We start from the raw sequence: 14,318 nt of genomic DNA, 5'->3' as shown, positions 1-14,318 counted from the left end.
GTTAGGCTTAATTTTCTATTTACCAGAACCAGTTAAGTTTTGGTCGTTGAGGGGGAGTAGGTTGGATTACCATGTCAAATATGCCTGTTTCCACGAGACAATAGACTAACCAGCTATGTGGCCTTCTTGGGCTAAATTCATCAGTCTCACATTGCCATCTCTCGAATCCATCGCAACGGCGCACCGTGTTCCATTTTTTAGTACAACAGATGAGTTTGTGACTTACCCGCCCCCTCTACGGTAGGTAGCCACCAGAACCAACAATGATGCCCTGTTATTTTGCAGGCGACTCAATGTGCCGGGTCCGGTGCTTAGTAACGAGTCAAAGTCGTGATCGGGCAAATTACTTTCGATTATTTTGTACTGGCAAGTAGACGCTGAAGGTAGCCCCTTTACCGAGCTTACTCGTAGCGGTAATAACTCCGCCGTGATTAACAGCCACCTTTGCGCAGATAGCTAAACCAATGCCGGTTCCGGTAAATTTACTCCTGCTATGTAAACGCTGAAAAAGCAGGAAGATGCGATTCAGATACTTTTCATCAAAACCGATTCCGTTATCCATCACATCAATGCGGTAGTACTGATAAGCCTGTTTAATGGGCTTAATCAAAGGGGGTAAGTCCGAATGCCGTACGATGCTTGAATGGATACTAATTTGAGGAATTACCTCCTCACGACGAAATTTGAGCGCATTGCTGAGTAGGTTCTGAAATAATTGCCCGAGTTGCAACGCATCACCCGAAATTTCTGGCATAGGATCCGTGTTGACCACCGCTCCAGCTTCCTTAATGACCAGTTCAAGATCGATCAGTACAGCATTGACAATCTCATTGAGGCTCACCATTTCAATCGTATCCCGCTGATTGGAAACACGTGAGAAGGTCAAAAGATCCTGAATGAGGGTCGACATTCGACGGGTCGCTTGCTGCATGCGGTCTAGATAATCAATACCATCTCCCAACTGATTTTTGTGCTGATCCCTCAGCAAATCTCCGAATTGTTGAACCTTCCGTAGCGGTTCCTGTAAATCATGGGAGGCTACATAGGCAAATTGCTGTAAGCTATCATTGGAACGTTTCAATTCGTCGATCTTGCTTTCGAGCTGGAGTTGTAGCAGCCTTAGGCGGGTAAAATCAGTAAAATGAATGACAACCTCATCATTCAACTTGGCCGTACTCATGAAGTTATATAAGTCCAGTCCGTCTTTATTGTAATGAATCTCAAACGTGAGCGGCTTGCCTGTTGTAAAAGTAATAACCGGGTTGGTGAAACTCTCGGTTTCAAAATAGCCGGGAAATACCTCACTCACCCGTTTCCCCTGCAATTGCTCGGGGGTAGTATTAGCATAGGTTGCATAAGCCTGGTTGGTTAAATTAAAGCGAAAGTCGATGATCTGACCATGCTCAATAATTGGTTCAAGAACTTGCAAGGGCTCCTTAAATTCATTGATGATGGCTTGAAGATACTGGTTGGCATGGGTAAGCTCCACCAACTGCACGGATTGAGTAACGTCCTCAATCGTGTGAATGACACCAATTAGCTCATTATCGGAGGTAAGGATAGGCTTATTGACCGGTCGCCAGGTACGCCACTCCAGTTCACCAGTCCCAACATTAGGCCACCTGTGCCGTTGATCGGCCATCTGATGGGATTTTCTGGTCAGTAATACCTTGTACATCGAGTGGAGGAAATGTTCGGAAACCCCCTTGTTCTGTTCGTCATGGAAGAACACATCGAAAACGGCAAAACCCACCAGGACTTCCCGATGTAGGCCGAAAGCCGCCAGGAAATCGTCGGTTACGGCGGCAATCGTAAATCTTGGCGCATCGGGTAACAATACCAGATGCTTGCCAGGCATGGCATTGATCAATAGTGAATAGAAGGCCAAGCTATCAGGGCTAGTGACTGGTGTGTGCATTCTTCAGGCTCTTTCAAGTATCGGGATTTAATGAACAAACCTGGCTGATTTACGCCAACACGAAACTACGGATCAGCTAGGTCGAAGCATGTGCCACAAGATAGATATTTTGTGGCACATGCTTCGACCAGGTAATTTAGAATTAGCTGGTTTTAATCAAGCAATTCTATGATCTGCTCAACAGCCCTAATTCACTCTGCTAAGTTGGCTATTATAGCCGGGATACCTTTAAAAAGCTCCGATTCCAGTGAACTACCGGCATTCACAACCATTCCAACGGAGATTTGCTTCTCTTACCCAATTGTATTACCTGAATAGCTCTTGTTTACCTGTCATCGTTTCGAGGTTCGACCATTTAAAGTAATCTCTTGGTCACCAATTAAGATACAAAAACTCGGACTGCACCGCCACCTTATCTGCCTGCCCTTCAATCACCCGCTCGACCGCATTCGGCACATTGGCCAGCAGATCATACCCGGTTAATCGCTCAATCTCATCAACGCTCACCCGGTAATCACTCCAGGGCTTTTCGCCGTCGGCATTGGTATTCGGGATGAATACGGCAATAACCCGCGTCTGGGCGGTGATCCGGTTTACATCATCACTACCTACCGGTAAGACGACAATCACTTTCCAGAGGGCAGAGGGAACGGTGACTTTGCCGCCCGCGATCGTTTCGGCCTCCCCGTTGTCCCCAATGCCGCCTTTCCCGTATGTCCCCGCCATGATGTAGGCTTCGTTTCCGTCGGCGATGAGCTTCCGGGTATAGCCTTCCAGCAGGTTCCAGCTTTCACGGTTATGGCGGGGAGCCTGGGGAATGATGTTCGTCATGAAAAACGTGGTGCGGTTTTCCTCTGCTGTTGAGTCTCGGTCATCCGACGGGCAGAGGTGGCCACGGTCAAAGCCGCTGAGCGTATAATCATCATGCCGTACCTGATACCATTCGGTTGGCAAAGTCTGATCCGGAATGAAGATACCTGCGTACCGTTTTGCTGATCCCTTCCAGGCGGAAGAAAGATGCCAGGAACACCAGTTGGCAATCCCAGTGCTGCGGTTGTAGCTGAGGGTGTAAGCGGGCCGATCGATGAGGTAATTGTTTTCCTGGGTGCCTGCGTTACTGGGATTGCCCAAAGCAAGATTCGCCTCTCGGGTGGGTATAGAGGTATCCGGACCCGGCTGGTCGGCCTTCTTGCAGGAAACGGGAGCCAGAAGTAAGAAAACGGCAGAGAGGAGGTAAACGGCGATGCGGTTCATGGGGCGATAGCAAATTTTTATTGATTACTCCCTCTATTGATGACCCTTACCTTGACTGGACGCTCCTTCGGTCCATTCGGGTTTAGGCATTTTATCCACCGCTTGCTGAATCTTCAGTGTCGTTTCTTCGTCAATGGGTTTTCATACCACCATGCCTGTTTCAGGGTCGGTCACAAAATGCATTTTCGATGGATCAATTGTTGAATCAGTCGTATGAAGTTAGTCCATGAAAATCCCCTGCATCTTTTCGAAGTCCATTGCAATCGGTCCTTCGCCGGTGTCCATATCGTTGGGCAATTTTATTACGAATGTACATAAAAGATCTTCAATCCAGTTCATCTGTAATCGGCTCAAATTGTCAAAGTTCAACGGTGAACGGATCCAACCATACAGCTTTATTTACCGCCAGGACGCAGGCATGTAGGGCCATGGCAACGGGTGTTAGCGTTTGATGGGCGCAATAGCCATTCTTAAAGCGACCTTCTCATATATTTATCCGATTTACAAGGTCTCCGGGATCATTTATCTTTGCCTATCAGCAACCGACCACCTACTGAAGGAAGCCAGACCAGGAGCACCACCCCAACGTCCGGTGCTTGCCACTTTAATTCAGCAGGAAGCTTGAAGGGAGTTCCAACCTTGATCGTTATACAACAATTCAAACCCTTATAACCATGATTACGATTCGAATTATGCTAAAAACCCCGCGCAAAAAGAAGGCGGGTACGGATGCCGACGTCCAAGCTTCCATCACCTCCACAATGGGGGGCATGGATTGGACGGTACTTGATCGTAAAAATGTCGATGATCGGGAACAAGGGAGTTTCGACTACTATACCTTTACGCTTCCCCAGGATATAGGCATCATTCAAGAGTTAAAGCTGCGGGTGAAAAAGGCAAATGAAAATGGTCCCGAATGGCTTTTGGAAGCCGCCTATGTTCATATCGTGAACCAGACGAATCTGTATAAATTCTTCTATAATCAGTGGATCGTCCCTACGTCCTACACAGACTGGGTCATTGTTAAGATGACGAATCCCAAAATCCTGAATGTCCATAATACCGAGTTTGGACAACCCAGACCTCTGGGACTGTAGTAAAAATCTATTCAGTATCTGGAGTGGAGTACCCGAGATTTGACGCGTAGGCAGTTGTGGAAAACCTATCACTTGGTTCGAAAAGGAATTGTGGCACTGTAAATAAATCTGGTAGGAATCAACATATTGGCCGACCTGTATTGCCATTCCCTTAGATGGAAATTCATTTATGCGTTCGGTTCAGAAACAGGCTTGAGCAGCGTTTCAATCTTCATTAATAACTCCGTCATGGCAAAGGGCTTTATTAAAAAAGCATCCGGAGTTGCCTGGGCTACCCCCTCCCTGGCAATAGGCCATTCGGCTCCTGAAATCAGAATGACGGGTAACTTGTAGGGTAAGGCCTTTATACTTTCCAAAACTTCAATGCCACTCATCCGGGGCATCAAAAGATCAACCAGGACCAGATCGGGCCGCTGCTGCGGATTCTTAAGCCAATTTAATGCCTGCTGCCCGTCATTGGCTATCATTACATCATAACCCGCCCTGGTTAATCCGATGGTCATCAACTGGCGGTAGGCCGCATTATCGTCAACAACTAGTATTTTTTGTTTCCCGGTCATCTTTCTCTGTCGGCTTCACGTTGACAATCTGGGCGGTACAAGAAATTTAAAAGGTTACCTTCCTACTTTAGAACTCGCTCCCAGAGTAATTGTTCCTGCTATCTGCACTCCCTACTGGAGACCGGAAAAGTCCAGGCCTGGTTACTCTGCACTTAAAAACGGGAACCAGGTAACGCCAAAGAGCCAGGGGATGGCAGTTGGATTCATGCCAACAAAGATGGAGCCGGTTTACCTAAAAAGTTCATTCGAATCCAGCGCCAGCCCCGGCAAGGCCTGCACCCATAGCTGCCCTGCACGGTCTTGTTCAGCTACGGGTTGATACAACCCATCCGGGTTCAGAACATACCGAACGATCTGCCGGGTATCCGGGGAAACGATCCAGTACTCCCGGACGCCAAAATACTGGTACAGGTGGTATTTCGCACCTTGATCCGTTTCATCTGTTCGGGCGTCGGTTACCTCCAAAATCCAGTCCGGTACCCCGTGCCAGCCGCGCTCGTCCAGGTAGTTCGGCGATTCCCTCCGGATCACGTATACATCGGGAAGCACCAGGTTGAAACTATCTTCGGGCTCTTCATACCCCAGGATCAGCGGCAAGGGCAAAGACCATATTTCGTACGCCGGATCAGGCCATTTCTGGGTTACCTGCATTCCGATGCGACCCACCACCTGCTGGTGAGCGGGTGATTTGCCGGGGGTGCTGAAAATCGTACACTGGCCGCCAATAATCTCGACCCATTCTCCAAACTCCCAGGTCAGGTAGTCTGAATACGAATAGTGATTGTTCGGGTCCAGTTGCGAGAGCGTGGTGATCGTTGCCATGGTTAGGGGATACAGGAGGTTGGATTGCTTTCTTCCGTTGTCCGGGTTTCAGTGCGGTTGATCGATCCCAATCGCTGCATATTCTCATCGACCAACTCACTAAAGATGTGCAAATAATTTCGTTCCAGGGTCCTCAGGTGCTGAATCCCCAAAATCTTTTGAACCGCTTCGGTTCGGTAGCCTCGGAGCAGGAACAACGCACCCGCCGTCTTCCGACATATCTTGGTCGTTAACCGAAAGGGCAGGTCCATCATCTTCTGGATGGTCTCCAGGTTGCGGTTCACCCGCTGAATCGTCACGGTAGGCAATTCAGGAGCCTGCTCCAGCAAGGCCTTGGCTTCGGGCAGCAGGGGAATATGGGACACGCCCCAATCCGGTTTAGCCTGGTGGACGGACTGGAACTTCTGCCTTCGGATGACAATCTTCTGTCCGAAGGGTAGGTTCACCAGGTGTTCCGCCGGATTCCGAACCAGTTGCACGGCATCTTTGAAATCCAATCCGGTATAACAACTCAGCAAGGCCCAATTCCGCACGGTGTTCAATTGCTCGGGTAATACCAGCTCCGCTAAGTGTTGAACTTGCTGAGGGGTCAAACAGTACACCGTTTTGGCGGGCTCCGCCGTTAGATGCAACTCGCTGAGTTTGTTGCAAGTAATCAGTTCCTGCTCGACGCTATATTGCAATATCTCCCGAATCTGGCCGATGTACCGGGAAGCCGAATCGATGGACAAGGGGCGTTGCCGGAGCCAGGAATAGTACGTTTTTGCCCAACCAATGGAAACCCCGTCCAGCGATAAGTGCTGCATCTGATTCGTATTCAAATACGTGGTCAGGAGGTGATAACCCCGGTTCCACTTGTAGAGCGTACTGGGGGAATTGCGTTCCGGAAGAGGGGCCTGGTGTAATTTCGTCAGGTACTCTTCATACACAGGCAGCAACCGGACCGAGATTCGTTCTCCCGAGAGCCAGTACCGTTGAATCAAAGCGGGTGACATCCCCTGATTTGATCGTTGTAAATCCAGCAGGATGCTGAGGTGATCCGCCCGAATGTCTGAAAGACACCGGTTCACTACGCGGGCTTCCCGGGTGGGCCCCTCAGCCTGCTGGCGAGTAGAGTTCCAAAGCGATCGCAAAAGGTAGATACCTGACCCGTACGGTGGCAAGTCCTGATCATCGACGCGCAGTAGGCATTGCAGTTCGTCAAAAGCCAGATGCGTATGCGGGGGAAAATCAAACGTCAGCTTCAGGCTCACCCGCTGGCGGGAGGAGCAGGGTGGTAATCGGGACGGTGGGGGCATGGGGTTCGATTAAAATCAGCGCGAATATATTTCAATCATATGAGTAAACCGGCGATTCATTGGTAGGTTTGCCGCATGGATTCGTTGACACTAACCACTTCTTTACCGCTGTGCAGGCGGGTTGCCCTTTCGTTACGCTTCGATTTTGCCCCACAATCCCCTCCGGGTCTGGCTGAATTACAGTGCCATCTGACCGTAAATGAGACTACGGTGGAAGCCTATGGTTCGGGAGTATTCACCCTTCCAGCCTTGTGGAATGCCAACACTCAATGCTCCGAAGGGGACTCAGCCGAAGCGCGCATCGTTAGTCAATTGCTCTCGGATATTCGGGCGGGCCACCTCTCGATTTTTCAGGCGTTGATTCGCGCCGACCTACCGGTAAATGCCCAGCGCGTACAACACCATTGGAACAGCGGGGAACCCATTGCGCCCCGGTTGATCCACGTTTATGATGAATACCTGACCACGTTACTAGCCATGCCCGAGCCCGAGCGCCGGGCCGTGGGTACCCTCTACAAATGGCAACTCAGTTACCGCTATCTCAAAACGTATCTGGAATCCACCGGCCAGACCGAATTACCCCTAAATCGGGTTACCATCGGGTGGGCGAAAGACTATTACCAGTGGCTGCGGGCTCGTCCACTGGCCATCAACTATTCGACGGAACTGATCGGCAACGTGCGCGAAATTCTCCAGTTTGCCCTGGAAAACGAATTGATCCTCGAAAATAAGTTGAGTACTTTGAAGCTGACCTGGCAGGCGAGCAAAGCAATCCACTGTTTGTCGTTGGTTCAACTCCAGACGCTGGAGCAACTTGACTTACCCAAGCCGCTGGATCTGGCCCGTTGGTGGGCCCTTTTTTGCTGTTATACGGGGCTGGATTACCCCGATGCCATTGCGGTGGCGAAAAATCCGGAAGCTCATTTGGTTCGTTTGCGGCAGGGAGACAAAATTGTCTGGAAGCGCTTGAAAGTGAAACAGGTGCATCAGTCGTATCCCGAGTGGGCCATCTGCCACATTCCCCTGCTGGAAGAGACCCGGCGGTTGCTACCCCGAATGCAGTCCTTAAGGGCCCCCTCGTTTACCGGCCTGAATGAGAATCTAAAGAAGATCGAAGGTCGGCTGGCTTTACCGTTTCGGTTCACCACGAAAGTGTGCCGTAAAACGGCGGGTGCGTTGTTTATTCACCGGGGGTACCGGATGGAAGCGGTGCAGAAGATTCTAGGGCTGAAGGATTTCAGGACATTCCAGCGGCATTACCTGACCACCTGGCAGGAGGTGGTCGATGACAACATGGAGCGGGTGCAGGGCTGGGAATCAGGGTCAGGAGATTTCCTAAGGTAATCATGTCAGGTCCACCAATTTCAGGAACTGGTAAATTCGCTCCCCGAGTTGAAACTGGTTGAGAGAGCTGATTTCGTATTGGGAAAAGTAACCCGCCACGATAAGCTTGCCGTGTCGGCAATACTGCTGCTCGGCCGGAGAGAAAGCATCCCCCTGATCCCAGTTAAGATCAAACGCAACCACTCCCGATGTCAGATGATAAAACAACGTATACGCCCTTAGGTCGAGAGTTGTGATCGGCTGAGTTCCGGTTTGATTCATCGCCCGCTCGAAGGCCACTGAAACAGTTCGGGCTATGGAAATACATTCAGACTGAAGATCCAGTATGTCTTTTCGGGCCATCATGAAATACGGATAGCGGGTTCAATAGAAGCTATCAACCGGAGCTGTAAGATATTTAGATTTTCCATACCGAGTATGTTGGATAACAAAATTCTGGAGCCGTTTAGCTGGAGTTTAAGGAAATCTTTACCGGAATAATAAGCAAACTGGAAGTTAGGAATTTCGATGCTTATTTTCTTTGCTTATGCCGGGATTTGTTACGCCTTTCCTGTATAAACTAAATTGTCGGCAGCATCAAAATTTTAGCCACTTAGGTAAAACAGGATGTAGAAAAACTTTCCAGATTGTACATTCTACGAGTGAAATGTCCCAAATCTGACGATAGATGTCCCGAATCTGACAGTCTGTTAGTTTTTAAATTAGCAGTTTTAGGTCGGCAAATTGTACCTTATGAATTTAGCCTCAATGTGGTCAATAAGGTCAATTAAATAGTCACGCTATCTCGGTTATCTTACTTAAATCGTCAATATCATGCAAGCAAAACGTTTTCTGGTATGGGCTATTTGTCTCTTTTTGGCGAGCCAGTTTTCAGGTTGTGGTGATCATCTTCCGCCCGGAGAACCACCCGCCCGGTTTCGTGTTAAATCCTTAACCCAGGTGGTGCCAGAGGTTGCGGGGCGGATCAGCGTCATGGCCAGTTTGAGCACGGTCAGCGCCTTTTCCTATGATGACAAAGGTCGATTGAGTTTGATTGTGGCTTATCAGCTACCCGATAGTTCAGTCGCACCCGTTGAGAACACTACTTTCCATTATGATGACCAGAATCGACTTACGCAGGTTGAGCATTCGGTGGTCCGGCGGGGATCAGGATCAGAATCCTACACGCTTACCTATAATGGCGCGGGTCAATTGACAAAGCTCGAGAACTCGCCGTCAACATTTAGTATCGTACCCCAGTACAACTCCGATAACAAAATTTCAAGTTATTGGAGAAGTATCGACGTGGGCGGCCTTTCTTCTAACGGTGGAGGTGAATTTACCTTTACAGGAAATAATTTAACGTCTACCACTGACGCATTTTCAGTTAGTCGTACCGGGGGAGGGCCTTTAGTCGTTTACAGCCGATCGATTAACTCTACGTATACCTTCGATGATCAGACCAATCCATTTTACGGCGTTTTTATTATTCCTGCTCCGGGCGTATTTCGTCCGTTTGCTAATTCCCCTTCCGCTTTTGATCCCTATTACACCTTCTACGGCGGTATTGACAATTATTATAATTTAAGTCAGAATAACGTATTAACGGTCGTGAGTTCCAATGGAACGACTACTTCGTATAACTATGCCTACAATGGGTCAAACCTGCCAATCACCAGAACGACAACGATCAATGGGAAGGTGACCGAAATCTTACAATACGAGTATGAGTCGTAATGGCCAGGAGAGAATGGAAAGCTAAACGGCAATAGTGGCCGGAGCATGCTCATTGTTGTCTTCCCGGCTGCTGAGAGCTATACGTTTTTGGGTTTGTGTTAGTGTATGAACTAACACAAACCCAACCCGGCGGGCTTTTTCTTTATCGCATTCCCAGACTGGCGATCACCACCTGGTCCATGTGCCAACCTCTCCCATTAAACCCCAAATCACCCAACTGGTACGTTTTCCATCGGCTTCAATGCGTTATTGCGGGCCTTCAAATCTTTCTGAGTACTCACATGTACCGGACCATAAACTGGGTTGGTCCGTTGGTGGAATAGCATCTGGCTGAGCGAAGCCAAGCACGGAGTAAAGGTGCCGTGTTTTCGTATGACTGAACCAGCACAATTACTAACAGGTGCTGGCCTTGTTGCTGGAAATGCCCGATGGAGACAAGGAAAATGAAAAATACCGGCAGATCCGGGCGATCCTGGAACAGGCGGTGAAATAAAAAAAACGACCCGGTCAGCTGATCGGGTCGTTTCCGATGTACCCTAACCTTTTTTAAGCGGCCTGGTTTAGCTTTGGCAAAGCGCTGGTAAAAGCCTGAAAAGCCGTAGGATCCCGGGCAATTGTCAGGTAAACTTTCTCAGTCCGCAGGGCGGCCTGGATGCGGAGAAACCAGGCCGTGAACGCGGCCCGTGAATCCAGCACCTTGTTGGCTCCAAAGAACAGCCCCGGCAGCAGACAGCCTTCCGTGTCGGCCGCCACGTTGCCCGGGTGAATCCGAATGCCTTCATAACCCGGCACGGCCAGCAGCAGCGGCAAGAGTTTCCGGAACCGGTTGCTGTACGAAATAGCTACTTCATACCGGCCGGCCGGAATGGCCGTTCTGCCTTTCACTTTGCGGGCGGTGATCTGGGCCAGGTTCATCGTCTGTTCCAGCCCCCGGTCCTGATCTTCCAGAAAATGCCCCACGAACTGGCCATCGATAAGAACATCCGAAATCGTCGAATCGACGGTAAAGCGTTTTCGTAGTGCAGTGATTTCCATCTTACAATTTGGTTTGGGTACGGTGGGCAAAGCGGCTACCGGCTACGAACATGACCAGGCTCACCCAGGATAGGAGCAGTAAGGCTCCCAAAACGAACGCGGCCGTTCGCCAGTTTTCATTCACGCCAACGATGAGCTGAGGAGGGCAGGGGATCTGCACCCGAACCTCCTTGACGATCGAATCACAATCCGCCCGGGCGGTCGTTTCGGTGGGCGTGCGGATGACCGTCACCGTTGCCCGGCCCTGCCGCTCGATTACCTTAACATGCGTGGTGTCGGTGGTCAGTCGAACCACCGCAGAGTCCCGGGGAATCATCACCGTTTCGACTTGGGTCACGTAGGTCGTGTCGACCAGTGTTTCGGCTTTGCGCAGGATTTTCTTTTGCGTCAGGCAGCCCGGCAAGGTGACTGCCAGACAGAGGATCAGGACGTATTTCATACGGCTTTCCGGTTTGAAGAGCGTGGGTTTTTCGTACCGTGAATTTCCTGCTTAAGCTCCTTGAGCTGTTCCCCCAGGCGAATAAACCACTCCTGCATTTTATCCCGTATCTGGTGGATGTCCTGCCGGAACAGGGCTTCGTTTTTTTCGGCCTCGGCTTCGATCCGGGCGATGCGTTCAGCCTGCGTGCGTTGTTCAGCTCTCAAATCGTCCAAATCCTTGTTCCGACCAAATACGCGGTCGAACACGGCTTTTAATAGCCAGGATCCGGCGGCTGAGATCAGGCCAACTACTAGGGTTAGGTTATTCTGGTCCACGAGCACCTCCTTTCCGGTGATCCTTGGCCGCCAATCCGCCGATACCGGCAGTTACCAGGGCGACCGAAAGGGTGGTTTTGAGGGTGACATCCATTTCGTCCTGAAGAGCGACGAAGAGGCCCAGGGCCAGCAGCAACAGCCCGACGGCGGTCGTTTTGGTCTCCCGGTACGCATTTTGCAGGAATCGTTTCATCGGTTGCGTTACGGTTAAAAGCACGATCGGTTCAGGCCGATCAATAGACCTTTTCCAGAATGAACTGGCTGATGTTGATGCGCCGGGGGTTGTTACCGGCACTCTTTTTAATGAACAGCCCCCCAGCGTGGGGGCCGGAAGGGTACGATATGCCACCCACCCCGTTGGTGTAGCTTCCCACGACATCGCTATTGTCCAAGGCCCAGGGCCATTCCTCGATATCGTACCAGAGTCCACCGGTTTCGGCCTTCATCCGAAACGTGACCATATTGCCATCCCACTCGACGCGCAGGCGGTACGTGGTGGCCGCCACCTGGGTGCCCGACCCCAATTCCGTCCCCTGGGTGGATGACGACTGCACCGAACGCGCCCGAAAGGAAGACGACTGAATGGTCCAGCCGACGTAGTTGCCCGCATTGGCGGTGTTGTTGAGAAAGCCAAAAACGGCCTGATACGTATCTGTTCCGTCGCTGAAGGTCGGCACATCGATGACGGCTTCGATGGCGTATTTGTCGGTGGAGTTGAGATTAAACAGACTGTTCGATGTGCCGAGAAAGGTGTAGCCCGTGGTCGTTGTCCCGGTTGAAATCCCGTAGGTCCCGATGGGAGTGCCGGACGTAAACACGGCACCGGCCCCGCTTCCCGACGAAATCAGACTCAGCAACCCATTCCCGGCACCGAGGAAATTAGCCGAATAGATCACCCGGCCGTGAGAAGACCGTTTCGCAGAGCCTCCACCACCACTGGGGAGCGTCGCCCAGGTACCATCCCCGCGCAAATACGTTGTATTACCCGGGGTACCGGTCGCGGCAATCTCCGAAACCGGATGCGTGTGGGTCGTGGGAATTCGGGCGTCAGCCAACCGGCTGTCATCCCCTCGTACCACGCCGGTCGAACTGTTGACGCCCGTGGCCACCACCGGTAGCCGGGCCAGCGGCACGGTGCCGGAGGTGAGATCCGCTCCGGAATGCGTGTGGGTGGTCGGAGGCCGGGCGTCTGACATCCGGGCGTCATCCGACCGAACGAGCCTGGTTGAGCTGCTCTCTCCACTGGCGGCAACCGGCAGCCGCCCAACTGGGACCGTGCCCGACGTGATATCTTCACCGGCCAGCAGTATGGCCCCGGTTTTTCCAGCGACTGAACTCACGGCGGCTGTGGGGGACAATACCTCTTTCCAGTCCGCTACCGTGGTGGGGCTGTCGGTCGACAGCACGAAGGTTTTGTTGAGGTCGGTGCGGATGGCGATATCCCCGCGCTCCGCCACCAGCGATAGCATGGCCGCCTGACTGTTGGCGGTAAACACATCGCTGATCACCACCTCGGATAATTGCGAAAGGGGAACCTTTCCTCCAACCAGATCGGCTTTCATCGCCAGCGTGCCGACCAGGCTGGTTATTTTGCTTTGCGGCAGTTCCGGAATCCGGCCAACGGCCAGCGTTCCACTGGAAATCTTCGATGCCGAAATCGACGCTGAGGTGTCCAGCTTCACCCGGACGGAATCCCAGCGGGCTTGTAACGTACTATCGACATCGATGCGGGAAAGCCCAATGCCGTATTCGGCGCGCCATTCTGAATTTAATTCATGAGGATCTGTCTGGGCGGTGGCCAGCAGAGGCCAGAGCAAACAGAGAAACAAAAGCAATTTTTTCATGGGGGTTACGACAGGGGTTTTTGTTTGGTTACGAGTTCTAAAAGCCGGTTGACGCCATTGAGGTAGATGTAAACTTTACCGTTGGTGGTATCGCCGTAAAAGCGAATGCCGGTGGCCAGGGCGGCTTCGGCCTGCGTTTCGGCCAGTGAGCCGACCGCCATCACCCCGCCCGACTGGAGGGCAACCACCTGACTCTCCAGCGCCACCAGCCGCTGTTCAGCCGCCGACGCTCCGATGGCGGTTTCGACAAAGGGATTGCCGCCGTTCCAGTTGAACCGGATCGTCTCGGCGACGGCCGCACCCGGGGCGAAGTTGGAAGTCGTCGACGCAGCCGTTTTGATGTCCAGAAAAAGCAGCGGAAAGATCCCGGCCGCATCGTTGCGGAACATGATCACGACGTTGGAGCCGGGGACGCTGGCGGCCGTGGGCGTTGGATAGTCCACCAGCAGGGCGTGGCTCTGGGGCCGGGATAAATGATCGGGATCGTTCCAGATTTCCTGGAGGGGCGTTTCGTTGATTCCGGTTAATTTGGCAAACCGGATGTCCCAGTTTTCGGGGATCTGAAACGGGTTGGCCCCGTCGTACCATTCAATTGGTACGATAAACCGGGCGAAGCTGTAGCGAAAAACCAGCTGGGTCGGCGCGTAGGGAGCTGAAATAAGGTCTGCCATGGA

The 14,318-nt window shown here is 51.6% G+C and carries 15 protein-coding genes; 3 read left to right on the top strand and 12 right to left on the bottom strand.

The genetic code is table 11. The features are described from left to right. Nucleotides 1–343: 343 nt before the first annotated feature. A complete protein-coding gene (locus F0P93_RS05835; protein WP_150875363.1) occupies nucleotides 344–1,918 on the bottom strand; it encodes a sensor histidine kinase in 1,575 nt (524 codons plus the stop codon). Nucleotides 1,919–2,290: 372 nt separating this feature from the next. Next, on the bottom strand, nucleotides 2,291–3,172 hold the full coding sequence (locus F0P93_RS05830; RefSeq protein ID WP_150875361.1) for a DNA/RNA non-specific endonuclease: 882 nt from the start codon (nucleotides 3,170–3,172) through the stop codon (nucleotides 2,291–2,293). 674 nt (nucleotides 3,173–3,846) lie between these two features. On the opposite strand from F0P93_RS05830, the gene F0P93_RS05825 reads away from it, so the two are divergent. Then, a complete protein-coding gene (locus tag F0P93_RS05825) occupies nucleotides 3,847–4,269 on the top strand; it encodes a PLAT/LH2 domain-containing protein (protein WP_150875359.1) in 423 nt (140 codons plus the stop codon). Between the two features lie 167 nt (nucleotides 4,270–4,436). On the opposite strand, the gene F0P93_RS05820 is transcribed toward F0P93_RS05825, so the two are convergent. From F0P93_RS05820 to F0P93_RS05810, 3 genes are all read right to left on the bottom strand, one after another. Beyond that, a complete protein-coding gene (locus F0P93_RS05820; protein WP_150875357.1) occupies nucleotides 4,437–4,829 on the bottom strand; it encodes a response regulator in 393 nt (130 codons plus the stop codon). A 228-nt stretch (nucleotides 4,830–5,057) separates the two neighbouring features. Then, on the bottom strand, nucleotides 5,058–5,651 hold the full coding sequence (locus F0P93_RS05815) for a Uma2 family endonuclease (protein ID WP_150875355.1): 594 nt from the start codon (nucleotides 5,649–5,651) through the stop codon (nucleotides 5,058–5,060). A gap of 2 nt (nucleotides 5,652–5,653) precedes the next feature. Beyond that, nucleotides 5,654–6,949, bottom strand: a complete 1,296-nt coding sequence (locus tag F0P93_RS05810) for a tyrosine-type recombinase/integrase (RefSeq protein WP_150875354.1) — start codon at nucleotides 6,947–6,949, stop codon at nucleotides 5,654–5,656. Between the two features lie 75 nt (nucleotides 6,950–7,024). Here F0P93_RS05810 and F0P93_RS05805 point away from each other — a divergent pair, with 75 nt between their 5' ends. Further along, nucleotides 7,025–8,293 carry a phage integrase SAM-like domain-containing protein gene (locus F0P93_RS05805; RefSeq protein WP_150875352.1) on the top strand — a complete coding sequence of 423 codons (1,269 nt, stop codon included), beginning with the start codon at nucleotides 7,025–7,027 and terminating at the stop codon, nucleotides 8,291–8,293. On the opposite strand, the gene F0P93_RS05800 is transcribed toward F0P93_RS05805, so the two are convergent. Then, nucleotides 8,294–8,638: a hypothetical protein gene (locus tag F0P93_RS05800; RefSeq protein WP_150875350.1), complete on the bottom strand. Its 345-nt coding sequence runs from the start codon at nucleotides 8,636–8,638 to the stop codon at nucleotides 8,294–8,296. It abuts the gene before it with no gap. 468 nt (nucleotides 8,639–9,106) lie between these two features. Here F0P93_RS05800 and F0P93_RS05795 point away from each other — a divergent pair, with 468 nt between their 5' ends. Continuing rightward, nucleotides 9,107–10,009 (top strand): hypothetical protein, encoded by a 903-nt coding sequence (locus tag F0P93_RS05795; RefSeq protein ID WP_225309380.1) that lies wholly within the window; start codon nucleotides 9,107–9,109, stop codon nucleotides 10,007–10,009. Between the two features lie 546 nt (nucleotides 10,010–10,555). Here the strand turns inward: F0P93_RS05795 and F0P93_RS05790 are convergent. From F0P93_RS05790 to F0P93_RS05765, 6 genes are read right to left on the bottom strand one after another with little or no spacing between them, the layout of a single operon-like run. Beyond that, nucleotides 10,556–11,044 carry a DUF5675 family protein gene (locus F0P93_RS05790; protein WP_191908734.1) on the bottom strand — a complete coding sequence of 163 codons (489 nt, stop codon included), beginning with the start codon at nucleotides 11,042–11,044 and terminating at the stop codon, nucleotides 10,556–10,558. A gap of 1 nt (nucleotide 11,045) precedes the next feature. Then, complete coding sequence (locus F0P93_RS05785) at nucleotides 11,046–11,483, bottom strand: hypothetical protein (protein WP_150875348.1); 438 nt, start codon at nucleotides 11,481–11,483, stop codon at nucleotides 11,046–11,048. Continuing rightward, the gene (locus tag F0P93_RS05780; protein ID WP_150875346.1) at nucleotides 11,480–11,731 is read right to left on the bottom strand and encodes a hypothetical protein; all 252 of its coding nucleotides are present in this window, start codon (nucleotides 11,729–11,731) and stop codon (nucleotides 11,480–11,482) included. Before F0P93_RS05780 ends, F0P93_RS05785 begins: the two co-directional genes overlap by 4 nt. Nucleotides 11,732–11,786: 55 nt before the next feature. Beyond that, nucleotides 11,787–11,993, bottom strand: coding sequence for a hypothetical protein (locus tag F0P93_RS05775; protein WP_150875344.1), 207 nt, complete (start codon nucleotides 11,991–11,993; stop codon nucleotides 11,787–11,789). A gap of 40 nt (nucleotides 11,994–12,033) precedes the next feature. After that, the gene (locus F0P93_RS05770; protein WP_150875342.1) at nucleotides 12,034–13,644 is read right to left on the bottom strand and encodes a hypothetical protein; all 1,611 of its coding nucleotides are present in this window, start codon (nucleotides 13,642–13,644) and stop codon (nucleotides 12,034–12,036) included. 5 nt (nucleotides 13,645–13,649) lie between these two features. Continuing rightward, the gene (locus F0P93_RS05765; RefSeq protein WP_150875340.1) at nucleotides 13,650–14,315 is read right to left on the bottom strand and encodes a hypothetical protein; all 666 of its coding nucleotides are present in this window, start codon (nucleotides 14,313–14,315) and stop codon (nucleotides 13,650–13,652) included. Nucleotides 14,316–14,318 lie beyond the last annotated feature (3 nt).

Source organism: Larkinella humicola (genome assembly GCF_008727875.1).
Taxonomy (GTDB): domain Bacteria; phylum Bacteroidota; class Bacteroidia; order Cytophagales; family Spirosomataceae; genus Larkinella; species Larkinella humicola.
Note: the sequence above shows the minus strand (reverse complement) of the source record. Positions and strands in the feature narration are given on the sequence as shown.

Excerpts from the sequence above, each read along its gene's own strand:
- F0P93_RS05770 (WP_150875342.1), bottom strand. The coding sequence starts at position 13,644 with ATGAAAAAATTGCTTTTGTTTCTCTGTTTGCTCTGGCCTCTGCTGGCC.
- F0P93_RS05800 (WP_150875350.1), bottom strand. The coding sequence starts at position 8,638 with ATGATGGCCCGAAAAGACATACTGGATCTTCAGTCTGAATGTATTTCC.
- F0P93_RS05790 (WP_191908734.1), bottom strand. The coding sequence starts at position 11,044 with ATGGAAATCACTGCACTACGAAAACGCTTTACCGTCGATTCGACGATT.
- F0P93_RS05830 (WP_150875361.1), bottom strand. The coding sequence starts at position 3,172 with ATGAACCGCATCGCCGTTTACCTCCTCTCTGCCGTTTTCTTACTTCTG.
- F0P93_RS05820 (WP_150875357.1), bottom strand. The coding sequence starts at position 4,829 with ATGACCGGGAAACAAAAAATACTAGTTGTTGACGATAATGCGGCCTAC.
- F0P93_RS05785 (WP_150875348.1), bottom strand. The coding sequence starts at position 11,483 with ATGAAATACGTCCTGATCCTCTGTCTGGCAGTCACCTTGCCGGGCTGC.
- F0P93_RS05765 (WP_150875340.1), bottom strand. The coding sequence starts at position 14,315 with ATGGCAGACCTTATTTCAGCTCCCTACGCGCCGACCCAGCTGGTTTTT.
- F0P93_RS05825 (WP_150875359.1), top strand. The coding sequence starts at position 3,847 with ATGATTACGATTCGAATTATGCTAAAAACCCCGCGCAAAAAGAAGGCG.
- F0P93_RS05815 (WP_150875355.1), bottom strand. The coding sequence starts at position 5,651 with ATGGCAACGATCACCACGCTCTCGCAACTGGACCCGAACAATCACTAT.
- F0P93_RS05795 (WP_225309380.1), top strand. The coding sequence starts at position 9,107 with ATGCAAGCAAAACGTTTTCTGGTATGGGCTATTTGTCTCTTTTTGGCG.
- F0P93_RS05835 (WP_150875363.1), bottom strand. The coding sequence starts at position 1,918 with ATGCACACACCAGTCACTAGCCCTGATAGCTTGGCCTTCTATTCACTA.
- F0P93_RS05810 (WP_150875354.1), bottom strand. The coding sequence starts at position 6,949 with ATGCCCCCACCGTCCCGATTACCACCCTGCTCCTCCCGCCAGCGGGTG.
- F0P93_RS05805 (WP_150875352.1), top strand. The coding sequence starts at position 7,025 with ATGGATTCGTTGACACTAACCACTTCTTTACCGCTGTGCAGGCGGGTT.
- F0P93_RS05775 (WP_150875344.1), bottom strand. The coding sequence starts at position 11,993 with ATGAAACGATTCCTGCAAAATGCGTACCGGGAGACCAAAACGACCGCC.